This is a genomic window from Flagellimonas lutaonensis (assembly GCF_000963865.1).
GTDB classification, from domain to species: domain Bacteria; phylum Bacteroidota; class Bacteroidia; order Flavobacteriales; family Flavobacteriaceae; genus Flagellimonas_A; species Flagellimonas_A lutaonensis.
Genome location: NZ_CP011071.1, coordinates 190,020 through 213,399, shown reverse-complemented (window position 1 = coordinate 213,399; position 23,380 = coordinate 190,020). Strand labels below are relative to the sequence as shown.

At 43.3% G+C, this 23,380-nt stretch carries 26 protein-coding genes and 1 pseudogene; 15 read left to right on the top strand and 12 right to left on the bottom strand.

Features of this window, described 5'->3' with window-relative positions:
* Window positions 1–4: 4 nt before the first annotated feature.
* Window positions 5–982 carry a thioredoxin-disulfide reductase gene (trxB, locus tag VC82_RS00990; RefSeq protein WP_045800732.1) on the top strand — a complete coding sequence of 326 codons (978 nt, stop codon included), beginning with the start codon at window positions 5–7 and terminating at the stop codon, window positions 980–982.
* Window positions 983–1,049: 67 nt separating this feature from the next.
* On the opposite strand, the gene VC82_RS00985 is transcribed toward trxB, so the two are convergent.
* From VC82_RS00985 to VC82_RS00960, 6 genes are all read right to left on the bottom strand, one after another.
* Window positions 1,050–1,499: a hypothetical protein gene (locus tag VC82_RS00985; RefSeq protein WP_045800731.1), complete on the bottom strand. Its 450-nt coding sequence runs from the start codon at window positions 1,497–1,499 to the stop codon at window positions 1,050–1,052.
* A 200-nt stretch (window positions 1,500–1,699) separates the two neighbouring features.
* Window positions 1,700–2,422 carry a head GIN domain-containing protein gene (locus tag VC82_RS00980; protein WP_045800730.1) on the bottom strand — a complete coding sequence of 241 codons (723 nt, stop codon included), beginning with the start codon at window positions 2,420–2,422 and terminating at the stop codon, window positions 1,700–1,702.
* A 155-nt stretch (window positions 2,423–2,577) separates the two neighbouring features.
* On the bottom strand, window positions 2,578–4,404 hold the full coding sequence (locus VC82_RS00975; protein ID WP_045800729.1) for a PspC domain-containing protein: 1,827 nt from the start codon (window positions 4,402–4,404) through the stop codon (window positions 2,578–2,580).
* Window positions 4,401–4,742, bottom strand: coding sequence for a PadR family transcriptional regulator (locus VC82_RS00970; protein WP_045803146.1), 342 nt, complete (start codon window positions 4,740–4,742; stop codon window positions 4,401–4,403). The genes VC82_RS00975 and VC82_RS00970 overlap by 4 nt, the downstream gene beginning before the upstream one ends.
* 205 nt (window positions 4,743–4,947) lie before the next feature.
* A complete protein-coding gene (locus VC82_RS00965) occupies window positions 4,948–5,409 on the bottom strand; it encodes a nuclear transport factor 2 family protein (protein ID WP_084598136.1) in 462 nt (153 codons plus the stop codon).
* Entirely contained in the window at window positions 5,406–5,888 is a 483-nt protein-coding gene (locus VC82_RS00960; protein WP_045800728.1) for a DUF4870 domain-containing protein, read from the bottom strand. Before VC82_RS00960 ends, VC82_RS00965 begins: the two co-directional genes overlap by 4 nt.
* Before the next feature lie 168 nt (window positions 5,889–6,056).
* Here VC82_RS00960 and VC82_RS00955 point away from each other — a divergent pair, with 168 nt between their 5' ends.
* From VC82_RS00955 to VC82_RS00940, 4 genes and pseudogenes are all read left to right on the top strand, one after another.
* A complete protein-coding gene (locus VC82_RS00955; RefSeq protein WP_045800727.1) occupies window positions 6,057–6,512 on the top strand; it encodes a DUF4442 domain-containing protein in 456 nt (151 codons plus the stop codon).
* Between the two features lie 169 nt (window positions 6,513–6,681).
* The gene (locus tag VC82_RS00950) at window positions 6,682–7,482 is read left to right on the top strand and encodes a TIGR00266 family protein (protein ID WP_045803144.1); all 801 of its coding nucleotides are present in this window, start codon (window positions 6,682–6,684) and stop codon (window positions 7,480–7,482) included.
* Window positions 7,483–7,563: 81 nt separating this feature from the next.
* Window positions 7,564–7,925: pseudogene (locus VC82_RS00945) on the top strand (four helix bundle protein).
* Between the two features lie 44 nt (window positions 7,926–7,969).
* On the top strand, window positions 7,970–8,623 hold the full coding sequence (locus VC82_RS00940) for a DUF2461 domain-containing protein (RefSeq protein WP_045800726.1): 654 nt from the start codon (window positions 7,970–7,972) through the stop codon (window positions 8,621–8,623).
* A gap of 51 nt (window positions 8,624–8,674) precedes the next feature.
* Here VC82_RS00940 and ftsH read toward each other — a convergent pair whose 3' ends face one another.
* Window positions 8,675–10,597 (bottom strand): ATP-dependent zinc metalloprotease FtsH, encoded by a 1,923-nt coding sequence (gene ftsH / locus VC82_RS00935; protein WP_045800725.1) that lies wholly within the window; start codon window positions 10,595–10,597, stop codon window positions 8,675–8,677.
* A 233-nt stretch (window positions 10,598–10,830) separates the two neighbouring features.
* Between ftsH and VC82_RS00930 the strand changes: the two genes are divergently transcribed.
* The 5 genes from VC82_RS00930 (at window position 10,831) to nudK (ending at window position 14,772) form a co-directional block, all read left to right on the top strand.
* The gene (locus VC82_RS00930) at window positions 10,831–12,021 is read left to right on the top strand and encodes a phospholipase D-like domain-containing protein (protein WP_045800724.1); all 1,191 of its coding nucleotides are present in this window, start codon (window positions 10,831–10,833) and stop codon (window positions 12,019–12,021) included.
* Window positions 12,022–12,221: 200 nt separating this feature from the next.
* Window positions 12,222–12,698, top strand: coding sequence for an Hsp20/alpha crystallin family protein (locus tag VC82_RS00925; protein ID WP_052698849.1), 477 nt, complete (start codon window positions 12,222–12,224; stop codon window positions 12,696–12,698).
* 92 nt (window positions 12,699–12,790) lie between these two features.
* The gene (locus VC82_RS00920; protein WP_052698848.1) at window positions 12,791–13,225 is read left to right on the top strand and encodes an Hsp20/alpha crystallin family protein; all 435 of its coding nucleotides are present in this window, start codon (window positions 12,791–12,793) and stop codon (window positions 13,223–13,225) included.
* 91 nt (window positions 13,226–13,316) lie between these two features.
* Window positions 13,317–14,120 (top strand): patatin-like phospholipase family protein, encoded by an 804-nt coding sequence (locus VC82_RS00915; RefSeq protein ID WP_045800723.1) that lies wholly within the window; start codon window positions 13,317–13,319, stop codon window positions 14,118–14,120.
* Between the two features lie 49 nt (window positions 14,121–14,169).
* The gene (gene nudK, locus VC82_RS00910; protein ID WP_218917636.1) at window positions 14,170–14,772 is read left to right on the top strand and encodes a GDP-mannose pyrophosphatase NudK; all 603 of its coding nucleotides are present in this window, start codon (window positions 14,170–14,172) and stop codon (window positions 14,770–14,772) included.
* A gap of 68 nt (window positions 14,773–14,840) precedes the next feature.
* Here the strand turns inward: nudK and VC82_RS00905 are convergent, their stop codons facing one another.
* The gene (locus VC82_RS00905; RefSeq protein WP_045800722.1) at window positions 14,841–16,151 is read right to left on the bottom strand and encodes a D-alanyl-D-alanine carboxypeptidase/D-alanyl-D-alanine-endopeptidase; all 1,311 of its coding nucleotides are present in this window, start codon (window positions 16,149–16,151) and stop codon (window positions 14,841–14,843) included.
* A gap of 109 nt (window positions 16,152–16,260) precedes the next feature.
* On the opposite strand from VC82_RS00905, the gene VC82_RS15350 reads away from it, so the two are divergent.
* Window positions 16,261–16,458: a hypothetical protein gene (locus tag VC82_RS15350; RefSeq protein WP_084598135.1), complete on the top strand. Its 198-nt coding sequence runs from the start codon at window positions 16,261–16,263 to the stop codon at window positions 16,456–16,458.
* A gap of 79 nt (window positions 16,459–16,537) precedes the next feature.
* Entirely contained in the window at window positions 16,538–16,927 is a 390-nt protein-coding gene (locus VC82_RS00895; RefSeq protein ID WP_045800720.1) for a hypothetical protein, read from the top strand.
* Here VC82_RS00895 and VC82_RS00890 read toward each other — a convergent pair.
* Complete coding sequence (locus VC82_RS00890) at window positions 16,924–17,865, bottom strand: LysR substrate-binding domain-containing protein (RefSeq protein WP_045800719.1); 942 nt, start codon at window positions 17,863–17,865, stop codon at window positions 16,924–16,926. The genes VC82_RS00895 and VC82_RS00890 overlap by 4 nt on opposite strands.
* Before the next feature lie 99 nt (window positions 17,866–17,964).
* Here VC82_RS00890 and VC82_RS00885 point away from each other — a divergent pair, with 99 nt between their 5' ends.
* Complete coding sequence (locus VC82_RS00885; RefSeq protein ID WP_045800718.1) at window positions 17,965–18,444, top strand: Dps family protein; 480 nt, start codon at window positions 17,965–17,967, stop codon at window positions 18,442–18,444.
* A gap of 103 nt (window positions 18,445–18,547) precedes the next feature.
* Here the strand turns inward: VC82_RS00885 and VC82_RS00880 are convergent, their stop codons facing one another.
* A complete protein-coding gene (locus VC82_RS00880; protein WP_045800717.1) occupies window positions 18,548–18,967 on the bottom strand; it encodes a DUF2141 domain-containing protein in 420 nt (139 codons plus the stop codon).
* Between the two features lie 388 nt (window positions 18,968–19,355).
* On the opposite strand from VC82_RS00880, the gene VC82_RS00875 reads away from it, so the two are divergent.
* Window positions 19,356–21,053 (top strand): PorP/SprF family type IX secretion system membrane protein, encoded by a 1,698-nt coding sequence (locus tag VC82_RS00875; protein WP_084598133.1) that lies wholly within the window; start codon window positions 19,356–19,358, stop codon window positions 21,051–21,053.
* A 75-nt stretch (window positions 21,054–21,128) separates the two neighbouring features.
* Here the strand turns inward: VC82_RS00875 and VC82_RS00870 are convergent, their stop codons facing one another.
* Complete coding sequence (locus VC82_RS00870; RefSeq protein ID WP_045800716.1) at window positions 21,129–21,509, bottom strand: hypothetical protein; 381 nt, start codon at window positions 21,507–21,509, stop codon at window positions 21,129–21,131.
* A 13-nt stretch (window positions 21,510–21,522) separates the two neighbouring features.
* Window positions 21,523–22,134 (bottom strand): FMN-binding negative transcriptional regulator, encoded by a 612-nt coding sequence (locus tag VC82_RS00865; protein WP_045800715.1) that lies wholly within the window; start codon window positions 22,132–22,134, stop codon window positions 21,523–21,525.
* Window positions 22,135–22,252: 118 nt separating this feature from the next.
* On the opposite strand from VC82_RS00865, the gene VC82_RS00860 reads away from it, so the two are divergent.
* Window positions 22,253–23,362, top strand: coding sequence for a glycoside hydrolase family protein (locus VC82_RS00860; protein WP_045800714.1), 1,110 nt, complete (start codon window positions 22,253–22,255; stop codon window positions 23,360–23,362).
* The last annotated feature ends 18 nt before the right edge of the window (window positions 23,363–23,380 follow it).

The following is a 23,380-nucleotide window of genomic DNA, read 5'->3' as shown; positions in this document are numbered from 1 at the left end:
GGATATGTCAGAACAAATTGAAAGAGTTAAAACGTTGATCATAGGATCTGGACCTGCGGGCTATACCGCAGCTATATATGCCGCTCGGGCAGATTTGAAACCTGTTGTCTATACTGGTATGGAACCCGGGGGGCAATTGACCACAACCACAGAGGTCGATAACTTTCCTGGCTATCCCGAAGGGGTCGACGGGCCCACGATGATGATGCAATTACAGCAGCAGGCCGAGCGTTTTGGCACCGACGTTCGTGTGGGCATGGCCACGGCCGTTGAGCTGAGCGATGAGGTCGGGGGTATCCATAAAGTTACGATCGACGATGAAAAGGTAATTGAGGCACGTACCATTATCATTGCCACAGGGGCTTCGGCCAAATATCTGAACATCCCCAGTGAGCAACGATTGCGCGGGGGAGGGGTTTCGGCCTGTGCGGTTTGCGATGGATTCTTCTACAAGGGTCAAGAGGTGGCCATTGTAGGAGGTGGCGATACAGCTGCCGAAGAGGCCTCATACCTTGCCAACATCTGCAAAAAAGTGACCATGCTGATCAGAAAAGACCATATGCGCGCCTCAAAGGCCATGCAGCATAGGGTGAACAGCCTTGACAACATCGAGATACGTTATAATACGGAGGTTGATGAGGTGCTGGGCGACCAGGTGGTAGAAGGTGTGCGCGTGGTCAATAACCAAACCGGCGAAAAAGAGGAAATCAAAATTACCGGACTTTTTATTGCCATAGGGCACAAGCCGAACACAGACATTTTCAAGGGGCAATTAGAGATGGACGAAACCGGTTACATTATAACCGAGGGTAAATCGACCAAGACGAACAAGCCCGGTGTGTTTGCCAGTGGCGATGCCCAGGATAAAATCTACAGACAGGCCGTAACGGCTGCCGGAACCGGTTGTATGGCCGCATTGGATGCCGAGCGCTATTTGGCGACCATTGGCCAGGCCGAAGAAGCTACGGCCCGTTGGGATTAATTGAAAATGTCGCTGGTCACTGAGCGAAGTCGAAGTGCAGCGACATTTTTTTTTCTTTTAAAGCTATTTAGTCGATTCGAATGTAGTTTTCAGAATTGATTTTGTTACCCTCTTCATCCACAAATATTTGGCTGTATTGATTGGGCTCGAGCACCAAGATCATGTTCCATACCATACTGTCGTTGGCTATTTTACGCATTGAGGCCGACATATATTCCAAACGTTCGGTCAAGGTGCTGTCGGTGACCTCATATGAACCATAGCCAAACCATTCAACGGAGTCTTGGGGCACATAGCGCGTCCACATGACCTTGCCATTGTAGTACATCTTTATTTGTCGGTAACCCGGGGTTGTGGGCAGTGTGTCGGCAATGTTACCTTCTCCATCATAGTTGTAAAAACTTTTCAGTTCCCATGTGCCCTCAATTGAGCTTTCTTGGTTTTCATGCGGGTTTGAAATTTCTGTGGCCGCCACCAAAATGAACATCACGAATAGGAGTCCGAGTAATTTTTTCATGGCATAGTGTATTTTGTGAGGAATTATTTTCACATAAAAGATACAATTTTTTTGACGAAAAGTTAAAATCGTGTTATAATTTTTGGAAATGTGTCATAAATAGTGTTATAAAGTTAAATAATCTGCTAAAAAAAGAGCCTTGACAGCTGTCAAGGCTCTTTTGATTGGTGTTATGTATGGATTGTTTGGTAAGGTATGCCCTAGTATTTGTGCACGCTTCCCGAAACGGACTTTTTCTTGGTAACCCGTGCCTCACCTGTATAGGAAATATCGGCTCCCGAGCTAGCATCGGCCACTAAGGTCTCTGATACGTTCACAGAAATATCCGATCCGCTGCTGGCATCGGCATGGCAGGTTTTGGCCACAAGTTCACGAGCCCTGATGTCGGCACCGCTGCTGGCATCGGCCTCAAGCCGATCAGTGATGCCCGAAACCTTAATATCGGCACCGCTGCTGGCATCGGCATACACCTCTCGGGCCTGTACCTCGACATGAAGGTCGGATCCACTGCTTGCGTCAAGTTCTATCCGATCGGTGCGTATTAGGTCTTGGACAATCAAATCGGCACCGCTTGAGCTTTCAAGTGCCGTAACGGTGGGCAGGGTCACATAAATGTTCTTGGTGGCACGCCCTATGTTTTCAACGGTATGAATCCTGAGCTTACCATCTTTGATATCGGTGGCGATAAGGGCGATGACATTTTCGTCGGCTTCTACCGAAATCGAATACTCGTCACCCTGGGTTACGAAAACATCGAGACCCTCAGCAGCTGATACCACCGTAAAATCTTCCATTACTTTTCTGGCTTCGTCAACCACCACTCCGTTGCCCTTTTTGCCATCTCCAAAATTTATGTCGAAAGCGCAAGAAGAGGCAAAGAGTGCCAGTAAGAATGCGATTGCAATTTTTGCTAGTGTTGTCATAGTTGTTGTTTTTTATGCCCTTGTGAGAACTTTCTCAATGATTGGACATTTGTTATTAATTGATTGATGTAAAATTGTTGTTTTATAATAGGATCTACCATTTTTTGATACTGAACTGTGGTTTTTGCAAGCCAAACGGTAGGGCTCTCTAAAAACTAGTATTTGACAATGGTTTTCGTTAAGGTCGTATCGCCATCTTTTGCTTTGATCTTTATCGAGTTTCTATCACTGTCAATGTCGATGTTGACACGCTCTTCGTCATTGTCTTGTGCCTTGATCTCGACCCCATCCTCATCGATCTTCATCTTAAAAGAATCATCGCCATCCTTTAGGTCAATATCGACCTCATCTTCATTGATGATGATTCTACCCCTGTCATCATGGTCATCGTTATTGAGGTCAATGGGGCAGTCAAGGCATTTCAATTCGCCATCGCGCCCCATTGTCCATAGGTAATCAACTATACTGCTTCTATAAAGGTTACGGTCGTTTTTGGTACTTCTTCCAACATGTCCTTTAGTTGAGCGATCAAAAGATATGACCTTGCCGGCGGGCACATATACCGTTACCCGCACTTCTTGTTGTCTGGCCTTATTTGAGGTGTCGGTGGTCAAATGGTCGTCAAGGATTATTTGGTTGCCCGATACCCCATAGTTGTACCGTACGGCTTCTGCCCTTTCACGTGCGGCCTTGAAGGTACTGCCATGGCTATCTTTTCTGATATTGATGCGCAACAGAGAATCTTCTGATTGTTTTATGTCGAAGCGCACGTCGTCAGATAGCAGCACGGCTTCGTCATTGTCGCCATACCAAAGCTTCATATCACCAAAATGGACCGTTTTTGAATCGTATTGGCGATCTCGCTCATTCATCTTAATGTAGAGCGTGTCGGTTTCGCCTGTCAACACAAACTCTTCTTTCACGGTGCTACTGCCCACGGTGGCAAATTCTGCTGCCTGGCGAATGCCCAGTACAATCAGGGTGCCGATAGAGATGAGCCACAGACCCAACAAAGAGAATTTGGCAATGTTTCCTATAGATTTCAAGTTGTTCACCAAAATCTTCAAGCCTAGGTAGAGGAGGAAGAAAAAAGGGATTCCGATGGCGAAGAACATTAAAATTGATGCAAGCCAAACGGGCTCACCCGATGTGTTGATGATATCGAAGAAATCTACCCCCGGAAAGTGTACCACATCTACAATGCCCACTGTGAACAGGCCGATGAACAACCCGATAAGGGTGGCCGCACCGATGATGATCAACAGAATGCCTACAAACTTGCCGAACACCTTGAACAGAAACATGATAATGTCACCTATGGTGTCGAAAAAGGTCTTGGAGCCGCTTTTGACCTTGTTGCCCACTTTTTCGTAGTCAACACTTTTTACTTTGTCTGCAACATCATCAAACCCCTCTTTAACTTTGCGTTCTATATTGCTGATGTTGATGGGCTCCCCCGTCATGTCCAATTTTTGCGAGGTGGTGGCCGCTTCGGGCACCAGGATCCAAAGTAGAATATAGGCCACTAAGCCAAATCCTGAAAATATGGCCAGAAGTATGAACACTATCCGTATCCAAAGGGCATCAACGCCCAAGTAATGTTCCAAACCGGCACAGACCCCACCGATGTACTTGTGGTCGATATCGCGGTACAGTTTTTTTACACTACGTGAATTAGCGGTTGTTTTCTCCCTTGGCTGGTCTTCAAAGATATCCTCATCGACCATATAATCTTCGGGCTGCCCCATGACCTCTATGACGGCATCGACCTCTCTTTGGGTGATTACCTGCCGGTCGTGTTCCAATTTTTCCAAAAAAAGCTCTGCAATGCGCGCTTCAATATCGGCAATGATTTCATCGCTGCCAGTGGTGCCAGCGAACGAGCGCTTAATGGCCTCTAGGTAGCGCCTTAGCTTGTTGTACGCCTCTTCGTCTATATGGAAGAAGGTGTTGGCGAGATTTATATTGACTGTCTTGTTCATTTTTTGATATTGTTTTTGTTGGTTACAAGGTTTACGGCGCTTCTGAGTTCATCCCAAGTGCCATTGAGCTCTTTTAAGAATAAATGGCCTGTCTCCGTAAGGCCGTAATACTTTCGTGGGGGGCCTGAAGTAGACTCTTCCCACCGATAGTTGAGAAGCCCCGCGTTCTTCAATCGGGTCAGCAAAGGATAAATGGTACCCTCGACCACTAGCATTTTTGCATCTTTAAGGGCTTCGAGTATCTCAGAGGCATACTTGTCTTCATCTTTTAGAATTGACAGTATGCAGTACTCGAGAACCCCTTTGCGCATTTGTGCTTTTGTGTTTTCTATGTTCATAATTACATGGTTCTTAGTTCTGCCGTCCCGATAATTATCGGGATTTTCGGTATTTGATTGACTCTTCGTTTTTCGTGCCGAACTTGTTTCGGTATTTGTTTCCACCCACCCCCTGTGATGAGCAGGGGAGTGGAAACGGGTTTTTGATCGGTTGTTGGCCCCGAAACAAGTTCAGGGCACGTTGATTGATTGATGAATAAACTCTTTAATTTTTATGTAAACTGATGACCCTACTTATTTTCCAATTTGAATCTTCATTTTTCCAGACCGTGATGAACTTACTGGCTTTTGAAGCAACATTGGGTTCTTGATTGTTGTAAAATTTGTGCATCCCTATCTCAATGGCCCCAAAACCGGGTATTTCATGTACCTCTACACTACCTTCCACCAATTCACGGGTGACCTTGCCACAGATGTTCTTTTCAATACTCTTGATAATCTGTTCTTTAGAGGTATTCAAACCGCCCATATCATGATAAAACTCGAGGTCTTCGCTATACATGGCGGCTTGGGTGGCCATGTCGCACTCGTTATAGGCGGTGAAGTAGGTATTGTCCAATTCCACAATGGTTTTATATAATTCAGACTCTTGTGATACCTGCGCACTGGCCGTTAACGAAATTGTCAAGCCAAGCAACAACATGTTATTTCTACCGGGCAATTTCATTTGATGAATCTTATGGTGAATGGATACTTAAATTTTTGTCCTTCATTGGTCCTTATGGTTGCCAATATGGTATACACCACATTGATGATCACCAAGGCAACCTGAAGCAGTCCGGCAATGCCCGCTGGCCAAAACAACCGGCCAAACTTAAAATCGTCACTACTGATATGTATGTCAAAATTGTTGAAATCGTTCAAGTGGCGCAGGCCGAAAAAGTTCCAATCAAAAATATCGGGCCAAAAACCGATAAAGAACGGTATGCTTACCAAACCCACTACTACAGAGTAGAGCAACATGCTGATTTGAAAGTTCAGTGCCTGCTTGCCATTGTAATCGACAAACGCATACTCTTTTTTATTGGCGGTCCACAAAATAAGTGGAAGAATAAAATTTCCGAAGGGTATAAAGTACTTCGAAAAGGTCGATGCATGAATGATAGCCGACAGGTTTCGCTCGTGTTTGGTAAGGGTTGTTGCCATTTTTGATTGATGAATTTCTGGTTGATAAATGGTTTGCCTATTAGCTTACGATACAAATATATATCTAAAAGATGGTACTATGCAAAACAAAGTACTAAAAATTAACAAATAATTAACATTTAAGGAATGGATAATTTTAGCTATTTTTAGCAGCAACAAACTTCCGAAATGGCTGAAAATACCAGTAAATTCAATACTTTTCTGTTTTTTAAACTACCATCTGCCTGGTGGTGCGGTGTGCGGTTACGCTATCTGGATGACCAGAAGGCCGTGACAACGGTTACCCATAAATGGATCAACCAGAACCCGTTCAAGTCGATGTTTTGGGCGGTGCAGGGCATGGCTGCAGAGTTGAGCACAGGGGCCATGGTCATGCACCAGATTAGACAAAGCGGCAAAAAAATATCGATGCTGGTTCAAAACAACAACGCAAACTTTTCAAAAAAGGCCACGGGTAAGATCACCTTCACCTGCGAAGAAGGCCATTTGATCACAGAGGCCCTGGAAAAAACCATTGCAACTGGCGAGGGACAGAAGTTCTGGATGAAGTCCGTCGGGGTCAATACCGATGGGGTAGTGGTTTCTACATTTAACTTTGAATGGACGATTAAAGTGAAAGTTTAGGGGTTTATGAGTGTAAAAGTGTAAAAGAAGGATTGTTGCCTTGAAAAAATTTTGGTTCTTTAAAATAAATCTGTATCAAAACCCCAAACTTCTCAACTCATAAACGCATAAACATTCTACAAAAAATCAACAGATTCCCGCCTACGCGGGAATGACAAAAACAACAAAAATGAACAACCACGAAATCGATTATGAAATTTATGGGGAAGAAATGCAATACGTTGAGATTGAGCTCGACTCCCAAGAGGCCGTAGTGGCAGAGGCCGGCAGCTTTATGATGATGGATACCGACATCAAAATGGACACCATCTTCGGAGATGGATCCAACCAAGATAAGGGCGTATTGGGTAAGATATTTTCGGCCGGTAAGCGAGTATTGACGGGTGAAAGTCTTTTTATGACCGCTTTTTTGAACGTAGGCCAGGGCAAAAAAAGCGTGAGCTTTGCATCACCCTATCCAGGTAAGATCGTGCCCATTGACCTTTCTGAAAAGGGCGGTAAGTTTATCTGCCAAAAAGATGCCTTTCTCTGTGCCGCCAAAGGCGTTCGGGTGGGTATTGAGTTTTCAAAACGCTTGGGCCGTGGCCTTTTTGGCGGTGAGGGCTTTATCATGCAGAAATTGGAGGGCGATGGTATGGCCTTTGTACATGCGGGTGGCACACTGGCAAAAAAAGAACTGGCCGCTGGTGAGGTGCTTAAAGTCGATACGGGCTGTATCGTGGGCTTTTCACAACATGTCGATTACGATATCGAGTTCGTAGGCGGCATCAAGAATACCATTTTTGGTGGTGAGGGACTGTTCTTTGCCACACTTCGCGGTCCTGGTACGGTCTACATTCAGTCGCTACCGTTCAGTCGTCTGGCCGGTCGTGTATGGGCGGCGGCCCCCAAAGGCGGCGGAAAAGACAAGGGCGAGGGCAGCATTTTGGGCGGTCTTGGTGATTTGCTCGACGGGGATAATAGGTTTTAGGAGCTGGAAGCTGGATGCTCGGTTTTGGATGTTTTCTGTCGGAATTTCAATAACTTTTGCTGCTAATTGAAATCTTCTAACATGAAAGAAACTGCAAAATTTAAATTCGAAAAATTGCATATCTGGCAAGATGCCATGGATAAGGGCGAAAAAATAGATTCTCTGACAGTTGACTTTCCCAAAAAAGAATTGTACAACTTATCATCACAGATTTGCCGTGCTATGGATTCTGTAGCCTTAAATATTTCTGAAGGGTCGATTATTCAATCGACTCCTGAGTTTCGAAAATTTTGGGCTATGCTGCCCGTTCACTTGCCGAGGTTGTAACCTGTTTGCACAAAGCACGTTTGAGAAAATACATCTCGCAGCAACATTTTGAAGAGCTTTACGATACAAGCTTCAAATTGATGAACATGATTATTGCTTTTAGAAATAAATTGTAATATTTGCTGAAACATCGTGCATCGTGCAACCAGCATCCAACAGCATGAACTTCGAGAACCTTTTCAACTTTCTTACAGCACTCCAAAAAAACAACAATAAAGAATGGATGGATGCCCACCGCAAACACTACCACCAATTTCGCAATGATTTCATCGCTTGGTTGGATGGGCTGGATGCCGTATTGGCCGAAAAGTATAAAGGGTATTATCCCACACCGGGCAAAATGGGCATCAACCGCATCAACAACAATTTGATGTTCCACCCGAATAAACCGATTTATAAAGACCATTTTGGAGCAGGATTGGACAAGGCGCCCAATTCAGCAGATTTCTATATCCATATCGGAATCAACGAGTGCATGTTGGCAGGTGGTTTTTGGCGGCCCGACCACAAGACCTTGTGCAGTATCCGAGAGGCTATTGATTACAATGGCGAAGAATTCGTAAAGGTCATCAATAAAAAATCCTTCAAGGAAACTTTTGGAGAATTGTATAAAGATGAAAAGCTGATCAACGCTCCCAAGGGATTTTCGAACAATCATGAACACATTGATCTACTGCGCAACAAATCTTTTGCCGTGGCCCATGAAATGTCAAGAAAAATGGTGCTCGCCCCATATTTTGATGACCATGTATTAAAGGTGTACGAAGAGATGCTTCCGTTTAGACAGTACCTGAACAAGGCGGTGACTGTTTGATTTGTTTGAATTGTACAAAAGCAATGCAACTTCCTGAACGAACCTAAAACTTCAATGGGCCACCTGCTTTTTCTTCTTTTTATCGCCCAGTATTTCTTTGATTTCTTGTCGGTCAAGCACTTCTTTTTCCAATAACATGACCGCCATTTTCTCTAAGAGCGGCCTTTTTTCCTGTAATAACTGCTTGGCCTCCTTATAACATTCATCGATGATTTTTTGAACCTCGTCATCAATCAATTGCTCCAATTTTTCTGAGCGTTTTTCCTTGAACAGGTCATTGCCCAAAAACTGGCCGCTGCTGTCTTGCACCAATGAAATGTTTGGCACTTTGTCGCTCATGCCATATACGGTTACCATGTTGCGGGCCAGTTTTGAGACACGCTCAAGATCGTTGGAGGCCCCGGTGGTGATATCGCCAAACACAATTTCTTCTGCGGCCCTGCCGCCCAAAAGCCCTTTAATCTTACCCATTAATTCGCTTTTGCTCATCAGGTAACGATCTTCTAGAGGCATTTGTAAGGTGTAGCCCAAGGCCCCGATTCCCCTTGGCACAATACTTACTTTCTGCACCTCGTCAGCACCTTCGGTGAAATAGCCTACAATGGCATGACCACTTTCATGATAGGCCACAATTTTACGCTCTTTGTCAGTAATGAGTTTATTTTTCTTTTCGAGCCCTGCGATTACCCTTTCAATTGCTTCTTCAAAATCTCTTTGTGTCACCTTGTCATGACCTTTTCTTACAGCCAGTAACGCTGCTTCATTGCATACATTGGCTATTTCTGCACCAGCAAAACCAGGGGTTTGTGCTGCCAAGTTTTTAAGGTCTACATCATCGGCCATTTTAATGTTACGGGCGTGTACCTTAAAAATGGCCTCACGCCCCTTCATATCAGGTCTGTCGACCAAAACTTGTCGATCAAAACGACCGGGGCGCAACAAAGCCCTGTCAAGTACTTCTGGTCGGTTAGTGGCAGCCATTATAATGACCCCTTTACCTGGATCAAAACCATCCATTTCAACCAGTAATTGGTTTAAAGTGTTTTCACGTTCATCGTAACCGCCTCCGACCACACCAGGCCCACCTCTTTTTTTGCCTATTGCATCCAATTCATCAATAAAAATGATACAAGGGGCCTGTTCTTTGGCCTGTTTAAAAAGATCGCGAACCCTTGCCGCACCGACTCCCACGAACATTTCAACGAATTCAGACCCACTAAGGTTAAAAAACGGCACACCGGCCTCGCCTGCAACCGCTTTGGCCAACAGGGTCTTTCCCGTACCAGGTGGACCGATCAATAAAATGCCTTTGGGTAGTTTACCGCCCAACTGGGTGTATTTTTTTGGATCCTTCAAGAAATTGACCATTTCTTGTACCTCTTCAACAGCCTCGTCAACACCTGCAACATCTTTGAAAGTAACTTGATTGTCAGGCTTTTCAGCATAGATTTTGGCCTTGTTCTTTCCGAGGTTCATCATAGGATGCCCTTTACCTCCCCACATACGGCGGTATAGTAAACCCCAGATGAATATGATGATTACAAAGGGAATTATCCAGTTGAGGAAAAAATCACGAAGAAAATTGTTTTCTATCCTTCCCAAATAATCGACATTGGCTTTTTCCAATTGGTAGAGCAATTGATCGTCATCCACATTTGGCAATCGGTTAACGATAAACTGACGCTTCATTTGATTTTCTATTTCTTGCATTCGAATTCGCCATGGTGCCGTGGGCCCTGAAGACACTTTTATAGTATCGGTAGTGCGCGTTGAATCTTTAAAAATCCCTAAAATTTTATCTTGTTGGATTACTAGGCGTTCAATTTTGCCCTCTAAAAGTTTTTCTTTGAACTGTTTGTACGATAGCTCTTGTTTAGCGGCATTGCTGGCAGGAAAAAGCAAAACCTGAAGTCCGATCATGAAGGCGAATACGGCCAAATAAAACCAAATGGAGTACTTATCTTGTTTTTTCATTTTAGTAAGGAAATTGTCCAGAAATCATTTTGTATAGCCATTATGGGCAATTTAGATGCTAAGGTGCCTTTTTGACGAGTTGTCATAAAATTTTGAAAAAGATAGGTCAAAATTATGTCAGTTCGTCGATAGAGGCGGGAAAAAAGCTGCAAACAAGAATTTTCTGCTTTTTAACATAGATTAAAACATTGATGCTCTTGGAAGTTTTTATGTGATTAATATTAAATTGCGGGATGCCAAACAACCAACCAGACAAAGAGACCAGGAAGCTTAGGGATAAAACCACTTCAAGAAGTGAAATTTTCAGAGGGGGTCCATTGTATTTCAGAAAATATATTCGGCTTATAGAAGAGGCAAGAAACGAAATTCATTTACAGATCTACACCTTTGAGAATGACAGCACCGGTATTCTTGTTCAAAGGGCGCTGATAAGGGCTGCTAATCGGGGCGTTAAAGTTTACCTTGTACTCGATGGCTTTGGCAGTGGGCACTTGACCAACAATTTTCTCAATAAATTTCATGATTCGGGCATTGAGGTTCGGTTTTTCTCAAAACTCCGGCTTTCAGTTCCAATTCGTATGGGTCGCAGGCTGCACCAAAAACTATTGGTGGTAGATGGCCATCGGGCCGTTGTTGGGGGCATTAATATTGCCAATCGTTATTACGGTACCCACAAATCACTTCCCTGGCTCGACTTTGCTGTTTTTTTAGAGGGCGAGGTCTGTGTTAGACTTCATAATTTGGCTATTAGAATCCTTAAAAAGCAAAGTGTACAAAAAGTGGTGGCAGAAAACCATTGGTTAAAGCACGATCACCAAAATCTGAAAGAAATAAACGTACTCGAAAATGATTTTTTCAAGAATAAACTACAAATTCGACAAAGTTATCACAGGGCCATTCGAAATGCACAGCATTCGGTACTACTGTTCGCAAGTTATTTTTTTCCCAGTTATCGTCAATTGAAATTGTTGGAGGGTGCTGCAAGAAGGGGGGTAGATATCCATTTAGTGCTTCCACATAAATCGGATGTACTGTTTTACTCAACTGCGGTGAAATATTATTATGGCCGCTTACTGCGCAAAGGCATACACATTTATGAGTACCAGCCCGCTATTTTACATGCCAAAGTTGCAGTTGCTGACGATAGATGGTGCACGGTCGGATCTTATAACTTGAATGATTTAAGCGACTTATTGAGTATAGAGTTAAATGTAGAAATTTTTGACTTGAAGGTGGTGGGCGATTTTTCTACAAAACTCCGGCAAATTATTAAAACAGATTGTCTGAAAATTTCTAAAAAAGATTTTGAGAAACCATCTCCGATTTATCATTTTCTTTGGAAATCGCACTACTTTATTTTAGTGCAAAGCCTAAAAGTTCTTTATTGGATGACTGATAAGAACAAAGACTATCAAATAGAATAATGGCATGATTTTATGAAATAATGTCACCCCTCATGTATTGTTATGACAGGTGTTAAGTGTCAATTTGACCTTTTAAATTAAGATAAATTGCAACCTCGGCACTCATCATATTTTGGCATTAATTTTGCTATGTTCTTAACGGAATCAAGAATTTGGTTCTGGTTTGAAATTATTGTCTAACTTTTAAAATTTGTGTAGCTATGAGCAATATGGTAACCACAAGAAATGGAAGTAGGGCAATCGCAAATTCAAACGGCCTTACCTTTCCAGCATGGTCATCTTGGATCGATGAAATGTTCAACATGGACATGCCATCTGTATTTACTTCAAACTTCAATAAAGGCATAACCTTGCCTAAAGTAAACATTAGGGAAACCAAGGATGCCTATTTTGTGGAAATGGCTGTGCCAGGACTCAAAAAATCCGATTTTAAGGTAGATTTAGACAACCATGTTCTCTCTATTTCTGCCGATATGGAGAACCATGATGAAGTGCAAGAAGACAACTATACCCGAAGAGAGTTTGGCTATGCATCATTCAAGCGAACATTCTCGCTTCCTGAAACAGTGAATGATGATAAAATTGAGGCCAAGTACAAAGATGGTATCTTGAGCATTCATCTTCCCAAAAAAGAAGAGGCCATTCAAAAACCGGCCAAGACCATCAAAATCTCATAAGACTTAGACAAGGGGGTCGCTCTATTCAGGGATGCGGCTCCCTATTTTATTTATAAGTCAACTTGTTCAATCAAAAATAAAAGTGTAGTGCCATGAAAGTATTCGGAAAGGAAATCGGAACAGATATAAAATTTCCCCCATTTATTGATAAATTTGTTGGTAAACTGCTGCCCAACAAGAACAAAGACACGGAAGAGTTGGTGACCATTCCCTCAACTAACATCAGTGATGGTGAAGAGGCGTTTGAACTGTCGTTGGCTCTGCCCGGTCTTGATAAAAAAGATGTTAAAATTGAGGTAAATGATAACTATTTGGTTGTAAGTGCCCATAAAGAACAGAGCCATGAAGAAAAAAACAAAAACTGGGTGCGAACCGAGTTTGTAAGCAACTCTTTCTATAGGGCTTTTGAATTGCCCAGCAATGCGGACCCAGACCGCATTCAGGCAAAAATGAAGAACGGCCGTCTAGACATCAAGGTGGGCAAAGACAAAAGCCTTAGCAACAAAAGAAGTATAAAGATAGCGTAAGGGAACGCTTAAAAAAAGTGGAGAAGGGGCCTTATCGAACCCTGCCGGCTTGCACCATTGAAAAAACGACCATTGGCACAAAACATATTTTATGAAAACAGGAGTTAAAAGAGACAAAGTCGTAGGCCTTGTACTTTCTGGCGGTGGGGTAAAGGGCATGGCCCATATTGGTATCTTGAAGGCTCTTAACGAGCATGGCATATTTCCCGAAATTATATCGGGGGTCAGCGCAGGTGCATTGGTAGGTGCTCTGTACAGCAACGGGGCCAGCACCATAGATATGCTGGCCTTTTTTAGAAAAACCCCGCTCTTTAAATATAACTTTTTGACCATCAATAAACCGGGCCTCTTTGATACCGATAAATACATTGCCTTTTTGGAAACACATTTTCCAGTAGATAGTTTTGAGGCATTGCAAAAAGAGTTGCATATAGTGGCCACCAATCTGCAGAAAGGTACATCAGAATATTTTTGCTCAGGATCACTTTACAAACCGCTTCTGGCATCAGCAGCATTACCTCCTGTTTTTAGCCCGGTTCGAATTAATGGTTACCTCTATGCAGATGGCGGTATCATGAACAATTTTCCCGTGGAACCGCTTGAAGGCAGGGCAGACGTGATCATAGGTTCGTACACCACCGCTGTAAAAGAAATAGGTGCTACGGGCATGAACAACTCGTATGATATTACCAATCGGGCCAAATCGTTGATGTTGTATGCCAATTCGATGGGCAAGTTCAACACTGTTGACCTTCTATTCAAACCTAAGGGACTCGAGTATATTGGAGTATTAGATAAAAAAGGCATTGAAAAAGCCTATATGATCGGTTACGAATATGCCAGCAAGGTATTGGAGGAAGAAGCAGCCCCTATTGTAAAAAGTTTGGCAATTTGACCCTTTGCAACTTTCCAAAGCGGTACGTTGGTCAATGCCATATATTTGAATGCAGAACAAAGACATTCAAACAATGGGTAAGGTGCGCAACATTGATGAAGAACTATTGTCAGATAACTGGCATTGGCTCAAAAAGTTCACATTTGAATACCAAAAGGATGACGGAAGCTGGGAAACCCAAGTACGGGAAGTGTACGACCGTGGCAACGGGGCTGCCATTCTTTTGTACAACAAACAAAAGAAAACAGTGGTCTTGACAAGGCAGTTTCGAATGCCCACCTATTTGAACGGGAATGAAGATGGAATGATGATTGAGGCTTGTGCGGGTGTTTTGGAAAATGGAAATGCTGAGGCGACCATCATCAAAGAGGTCGAGGAAGAAACAGGCTATAAGATTGACAACGTCAAAAAAATATTTGAATCATATATGTCGCCGGGGTCGGTCACAGAAATCCTTCACTTTTTTATTGGGCAGTACACAGATACCATGAAAGTAAGCCAGGGCGGTGGCGCCGAAGATGAGCACGAGAACATCGAGGTGCTCGAAATGCTCTTCAGCAAAGCCCTAAAAATGATTGAATCAGGCGAAATAAAAGATGCCAAGACCATTATGTTGTTGCAGTATGCACAGATCAACAAGTTGATCTGCTAAAACCTCATGTTGCAAGCTCCATGCACCAAATTGTTTTTTTTTTTGGAATTTGAAATTTGAAATTTTCTTCAGTAAGTATCGCGCATAAACTCGAATATGGCCTGCATCTGCTTTTTTACTTCAGCTGATGGCAGACGAAAATGATTGTTCATAAAACTGAATATCAATACCTTACCTGATTTGGTGATGAGATAACCGCTTAAATTGTGGTTGTTCCCCAAACTTCCTGTTTTTGCATAGATATAGGGATTTCCTTCGGTTGCATACCATTTTTCAAGTGTGCCCGATACTCCGCCTGCCGGAAAGAATCCGAATAATCGGTCTCTATCCATTTCCTTGTAAAGATGGTGCAGCACCTGAACCATTGACTCGGGTGTGAAGAGGTTATAGCGCGAGAGGCCAGACCCATCGACCCATCGAGGAGGCTGTTTCAGATCGGTGAGCAGGCTATCGAGAACAAAGGCGCGTGCTTTTTGTGAAAATAGGGTGTCCGATAGGGTAGAAGAAGCCATGACCAATAGCTGCTCTGCCAAGAAATTATCACTTTCCAACATCATTCTGCGGCATAGCGAATCCCTCGACATACCAAATAATACCTGCTTTTCACCCTCGGGCATTTTGTTTACAACGGTGAGCTTTTTCTGTAGCGCCTCCTCCAGAAGATGGCGTGTCAAGGTACTGTCGACCCGAAAGGGGATTTCAACCGTATCTTTTCTGGCCGGGTCGAAATAGAACACATTTTCGTTTTCCTCACGTTGCAATCGATAATCCAAGGCAATAAGCTTATCGGCAAAATAGGAGGGTGACACCACCAACGAATCGGCTTTATAAACGGTCACCACATTGCCATACAGGGGCAGGGGCGAACGTTCCGGGGAATAGTACCACTGGTAATCGCCCCAAGCCCAGCCGGGACCAAAACGATCGTCTTGAAAATTGTTTAGAAAAAGGGCGATATGTTGATGCTCTTTCAGAAAATTTAGGGCCGTACTGTCGTTAAAATAAGGATGCAAGGCAGATGGATCGCCGGTGCCTTCAACATAGAGGGTATCGTTCATACCCAAGTACTTTAGTGAAGGCACGTGTTCAGGTAGCAGCTTCAATGCGGTAAAAAGGGTAAATATCTTGGTGTTGCTGGCCGGGATAAAGTATTTTTTACTGTTTTGGGCATAGAGGGTATCATTGGTTTCGGGGGCAATGACCAACAAACCCGAAAAATGGTTTTCGAAAAGAGTCTGAGACAGGTTTATGTCGACCTGTTTCTTGATTTTTAGGTGATTGGCGGGAGCGCAGGCACCCATAACCAACAAGCAAATCAACACATAGACCCATGTCTTCGTAATGTGTTGTTTTAAAGGCAGTTGCGATCTGTCGTTCATCGATTTTAACAACAACTTATCTAAATTTTAACGTGTTTTGCCAACCAAGATATATCTTTTATAGGTAAATTGGGGTGCAACCCAGTAAACCAAATAAACTTTTTGACATATGGCCAGAGCTATGTTAGAGTATACCAAAACTGTCTTGCAGAAAGTCAGTTTTGATGCAAAACTCTTTGCTAGAGAATTGAAAAAAGCAATCTCAAGGCTATTGCCAAATGAAATTGAAGAATTAAAGATCTGGTTACAATATTTTGTATTGGACAAACCAGAATTGCAGACAAGTTTAATGTATTTAAAAGCATGAGAAAAAAGCCCTGGCAATTTTGTCAGGGCTTTTTTTCGCAACCAACCCCGCATTTTCGACTCTATTAAAAAAAAGCAAAATGCGAATCGTAATCTTATTGCTTTCTGTTTCTTTTTTAGCCTGTGAGGAAGACAATTCTTCAGAGATGCCCATTGGTAACAGTAAAATTATTGGCCAATGGGAATTGGAGGCCACAAGAATAAGTCCAGGGGATATCGTCAAAGAATGGACTTTGGTAGAAGATGGAGAAATCTATCATTTTAAGAGCGATGGTTCTTTCAGCAGAAAAAACTCTTCAAATGATGTTTCGGGAAATTATGGCTTTGATGATGATAACCAAATATTGACGATTTTACCCCAGGAAAACAACCAACTGAGATTTAATGTTCAACTGAAAGGCGATAAGATGATATTAGGATTTATTGGTTGTATAGAAGAGTGTTCATATCGCTATCGAAGGCGCAACTAACTTTTGTTCAAAGGACTTATGATTTTTACGTCTTGAAAAGCGATGGCCCCTCTTACAATACCTGAAATTACTTCTTTGAGCGCCTCGGTTATCTGTATTTTCAACTCGCTTTTATGATAGATTAGACTGATTTCGCGTGCCGGTGCCGGATTTTTAAAATGCTTAAGGTTCCCTCTCTTCTTAGCATCCAGTTCCAAGGTGTTCAAATAGGGCAACAGGGTCATGCCCATGCCTTCGTTGGCCAAATTGACCAAGGTCTCAAAACTTCCGCTTTCAATTTGAAAATGCTCAGCAACCCTGTTTCGGGATGAGTTGCACAGATTGATCACGCCATCACGAAAACAGTGCCCATCTTGCAACAAAAGCACATCATGTATGTCTAGATCACTGGCTGATAGCTCTTGTGCCTTTGCCAAACGGTGGTTTGGTGGAACGTAGCCCACAAACGGCTCATAGTACAGGGGTCGCTCTTTAATGAATTCAATTTCAAGGGGGGTGGCAGCAATGGCCGCGTCGATATGCCCGTCATGAAGGTTGCGGATCAAGGTATCGGTGGCCTGTTCTTTGATGATCAGGTTTACCTTTGGGTATTTTTTGACAAACGTTGGCAGAAACATCGGCAATAAGGTTGGCATCACTGTAGGTATGATGCCCAATATGAAATCACCCCCGATGAACCCTTTTTCTTGGTCGACGATATCTTTGATGCGCTCGGCCTCGGCCACAATGTTTTTGGCCTGGGCCACGATTTTTTTGCCTACCTCTGTAATGGCTATGGGTTTTTTGCCACGATCAAAAATGAGCACATCCAACTCATCTTCGAGCTTTTGCACCTGCATGCTCAAAGTGGGCTGTGTAACAAAACTCTTCTGGGCGGCCAAGGTAAAGTTTCGGTATTCGGCCACCGCCAAAACATACTGTAATTGTGTAATGGTCATATTGAATAATTAGTGCCGATAAAGATATAAAAACAATCGATAAATCTTATAGAAATCAACTTTGTAATTCAATATCTTTATACCTTTAAAAATCAGAACATGAGAACAAACAGTATAGGATTGGATTTGGACAAGTCAAGAGCCTTGGCCCAAGAGTTGAATGTACTCTTGGCGAATTTTCAACGCTATTACCAAAATTTAAGGGGAATTCATTGGAACATTAAGGGCAAGCGCTTTTTTGACCTTCACCTAAAGTTTGAAGAGCTTTACACCGATGCAAATGTAAAGGTCGATGAAATTGCCGAGCGAATATTGACCTTGGGCGGTGTGCCACAGCATACCTTCGAGGATTATATCAAGCATTCGAAGGTGCCTGTGGGCATTAACATCACAAAAGATGAGGATGCCATTCGGCTCATTGTTGATTCCTTGAAGGAACTGTTGAATATCGAGCGCCATATTTTACACACATCAGATGATGCTGACGATGAAGGCACCAACGCCATGATGAGCGATTTTATCACAGAACAGGAGAAAACCGTTTGGATGATGAAGGCCTGGTTGGCAGAAGAGGTATGATTTGAATACCCTACAACTAGGGATGACTTTGAATAAATCAAGCGCAGCTGAAAAAGTTTCAGCTGCGCTTTTTTAAACATATACAATGCCTTACGATTATGTTTTAAAAGCGAATGTTGAGTTGTATATCCTCGTCTGATACTTCAAACTTTGCAGCATCGAATGTGGGTGGGCCCATCGTCATTTCATTGCCCGACATACCGTAGCTCTCTTTCGGCATGCCGTTTTCTTCGAAGTCCATGCGCTGGTTATCATTCTTGTCGTGCATGACCATGATGGCATAGCTTCCAGGTTCAACATTTTCAAAGGTCAGGGTCAGTTCGCCAGTTTTTGCAGGCTGCATGGCGTTTGCCACTCCGGGCCCTTTCATAAAGGTATCGGCTGTGTGCAATCCTGCCAATATGGTGCCACCATCTGACAGTACGTTTTCTATGGTCACCGTTACGGTAACACCTTTATTCTCTTGGGCAATGCTTACAAAACTGGTAAAAAGGAGTGCGAAGATGATTGATAAGTTTTTCATGTTTCTTGTTTTTAAGTAATTATTGATAGGTCAAAAATCAGGGAACTTTTGCCATCGAAATAATCGTTTGAACCCAATTGTTGAATTTTCAGGTTGAACTGTGGCGGCGATACATGTTTGCACCCAGAAGACTATCGTACCATATAGTCTAGACTTAAAAAAACGAAATAAGTATTTTCTTATAAAAAATTATATGTTTTGGCGCATTTCATCGAAAAAATTGGTCATTCATCCAAATTGTATGTAATATTACAATTGCAATCCCAAATGCAAACTTAGCCTATGATCAAGTATTACCCTGTTATGGATATTCTTGTCTTCTTATTGTTTCTAATGTTGATGGGCCTAGATCTGGTTGGGATTGTGATTAATCCAAAATACTCAGCTTATGGCTTCAATAACTACCCCCAGTTTTAGCATAAGGCCACTAATGGGCAAAAGTACTTTGGTTATGGCAGTGTGCCTTTTGCTATTTTCGCCCAATGCCCACACACAGAGCGAAAACCCCTATGTGGCCTATAACGTGCCCTTTCAGAACTTGATGAAGTTCAACAGGTTTTTGATCAACCCGACCTTTTCTACGGTTCGTGAAGACAAGACCTATCTTAATTTTTTCCATCGTAGTCAAGGATCAGACTTTCAAGACAATGCACAAAATTATTTTTTGAGCTACAGTGCGGTACTCAATAATCGTACAGGGCTTGGGCTCAGTGTCTACAACCAACAATCAGGTGTAATTTCAAATGTTGGGGTCATGGCCAATTACGCCCATGGTATTCGACTTGGCAAGAACACCGATCTTAGTTTTGGTTTTAACCTGCCCTATTACAAGAGCAGTTTCGACGAAAGTCGTGCGGTAGCCCTGCAAGAAGACCCTTTGTTAGACGACCTTGAGGATAGCTCGATCATATCTTTTCAACCCGGTCTTAACCTTTCTCTGGGTATGTTCGATGTGGGTGTATTTGCACAGAATCTGTTCGATTTTAATCTGAAAAGTGGCGAAATGCTTTCAGAAGTGAATGGAAAGACTTTTTCTGGCCACCTACAGTATGCACATGAATTCAAAAATGGAAGGGGCATCTTTGAAGATGGGCGATTGATGCCGTTGGCCAGGGCCCGTTTTGAGGGAAGCCAAGAACCGATTTTTGGCGGGGGCCTCATTCTCGACCTGCCCAAACTAGGCTGGATACAGGGTGGATATGACCAATACTACGGGGCATCTGCGGGTACAGGTTTTAACCTTAACAAGCGCTTGTCGTTCGGTTACAATTTTGAGAAGGGATTCAATAACTCATTGAACAATCTTGGGGTAACCCATGAAATTTCAGTAGCATACTCTTTTGTCCCAAATCTTACCAAAAACTTGTATGTGGCTGAAGAAGATGATAAAAGGTTGGTCCAAATAGTCGAAGAAACCGGTCAAGAAGATAAACCTGGTAAGGCCGATGCCGATTTGACCCCACTTGAGGAAGAGTTGGCCAAGATAAAAGAGCAACAACGCATGAACCTGGCCATTATCGATGAGTTGATCTTTCGATTGGATTCAATGGAAACCAACCGCCAAAGAGATCTAGAGCAACGGTTTGAAATGGTGATGCGAATGGTACGCAAAGAAAACCATGACAACAAACCCGATATCGAGAAAAAAGCCCAAGAGCTCTTTTTGACAAAGAACGTGAAGGCGGCCACCTTTAAGAACGATATTGCCTCGATTACGCGAGCGACACGCAAAACAGAAAAGCAAACCGGCGTTTTTACAGGGGGAGCCTTTAAACCCATTGAAAAATATATAAAACTCGACGGCATCGGCAAAGGGCATTACCTCATAGTCAATGTTTTCGGTAACGAAAACTATTTACACCGGTTCATAAAAGAACTGAAAACCAAGGGGTTGAATCCGAAGTACTTTAAAAATCCCGAGAATGGCCTCAACTATGTGTATTTGGCACATTTTGATGACGATATGGCCGCTAGAAGCGCATACGGCTCACAACTGAACGGTAAGTATAACCAAGACATGTGGATCATGCATGTTGAGAACCCACGATATTCAAACTATGCAGAGACATTGTTTGACGATGAGTGATTGTTCGGTCGCTCCATTTCTTTAAGGAGCCGATTTTTGAAATGGCCCTCGCCCCGGGCCATTTCTTTTTTGTGCCTATTCTACTTTTGGGTCGTTCCGTTTTCCGACAATTTCGACCAGCCAGTAGATCAACTGGCCAATACCGCTTACAAAAACGAAGAGCAAGATCCAGACCACCAGTAGGCTATTGCCTTTTAGGTTGGGGTTCTGCACCGCATGCACTATGTAGAACACCAAACTCGATAACGAAATGAGTATGATCAGCATTATTACAATCACAAACCAGGCGATGTTGCCGAGTATCATCGAAGCTTCCACTTCACCGCCAGAGGCCTCAGCCGTTTCTATGTTCGTGATCAGGTTTACGACGAAGTACATCCAAAACCCTATTGAAAGTATTCCGATCAAGATGGGGGCAAGCGCGAAGAAGGCCTGCCAAAATTTACTGTGTAACATGGTACGGTTGTTTTTATTGATTGGACTGTTCTCTTATGTGTCGTGCAATTTCACTTTCTGTTACACCCCGCTCCCTTAAACGGGCAACGATGGTGGCATGGTCTTCAGGGCGCGTTTGCGATAGTTTATAGGCGGCCTGAATTTCAGTGATCTTTATTTGAAAACCGACCACCCCTTTTACCTGCCTCAGGGTTTTGGGCGACATATTGTGCAGGGAGATGGGTTTATCCGAATCCTTTTCGTGCTTGTCGACCAATCGGTGTAAGGCCTCCATAGTGGCCTTTTCATCAAGTATGGTCAGTTTCCCATATACATGTACGGCAATATAGTTCCAGGTGGGCACTTCTTCCTCTTTGTACCATGAAGAAGATACATAGGCGTGCGGACCGTTGAAAATACAGAGCACTTCTTGTTCGTCACCGAACGATTTCCATTGGGGGTTGGCCTTTGCTAGGTGTCCCACCAATACATCATCGCCAAAAGAATCCTTTTCCAGTTCCAATGGTATGTGGGTGGCCCAAGGCCTTTTGTCCACTTGGTTCACAAGGATACCAAAACTGTTCTGGGCCAAAAAATCCTTTACCTCTGTGAAATTTTCATTTTTATAGTGTAAGGGAATGTACATGAGCGTTTTTTACTGATTGGGTGCCGTTAAGGTTTTCTGCAATGTTGTTAATCTAAAATATGCATAATCATGTAAAGCTTTCGGTATTTTTCAGCACAAAAACAATACATAGTTCACAATGAGACAATTTTTCACCCTGCTGCTACTCGTTTTACTGGCGACTTCTTGCGCCGAAAAGTCAAAGATACCGGTATATGCTTGGACCAGTGGGCCCGGTGAGGCAAACGATCAAGAATTGAAGATCCGGTTTAAAGATTATAAAGACAAGGGCATAGATGGGTTGATGTACAACGGCGGCCATGACCCCGCCACCTACAAAAGGGTAGGGGCCATTGCCAAAGAAGTGGGATTGGAGTTCCACACATGGATACCCACCATGGTGCAGGGCAAAAATCCGAAACTGAAACCCGAATGGTACGCTACTAATGGATTGGGCGAATCAGCCCTTGAAAAGCCGGCCTATGTGCCCTACTATACTTTTTTATGCCCCAACAAAGAGGGGGTACAGCACTTTTTGGCAGAACTTTACGGCAGTGTGGCCGAGGTCGAAGAGGTCGATGGCGTCCATTTGGATTATATCCGGTTCCCAGATGTGATCTTGGCACGTGGACTTTGGGATAAATATGGATTGGTAATGGACCGCGAATATCCGCAGTACGACTACTGTTATTGTGAACAGTGTACCAATGATTTCATGGAAAAGACCGGAATCGACATCAAAGAGGCCGAAGACCCGGCTCAGGTACCGGAATGGAAACAATACCGTTACGATTTAATTACCAATACGGTCAACAACCTTACCGAAGTGGTACATGCCAAGGGAAAAAAAATAAATGCAGCGGTTTTTCCAGGTCCTTCAATCGCCAAAAAACTGGTGCGCCAAGAATGGAACAACTGGAACTTGGATGCCTTTTACCCCATGAACTACAACGATTTTTATCTCAAGGGACCTGAATGGGTCGGCGAAATGGTGGCCGAAGAAGTTGTGGCTGCCAATGGCAAGCCGGTTTATAGCGGACTTTTTATCTGCCCCAAACCTGAAAACAAAACCAATGAAAACGACCCTGAAAACCACGGCTTGTTGCCCGAAGAGCTGGGCACGGCCATTGCTGTTTCCATGCAAAACGGGGCCAAGGGAATATGCCTGTTTACCCCAGAACGCATGACCGAAGCCCATTGGAAAGCCTTTGAAGAGGCGATTTATAAAGACTATTCAGAACAAGAGTAAAAGGGGTTTATTGGTTTT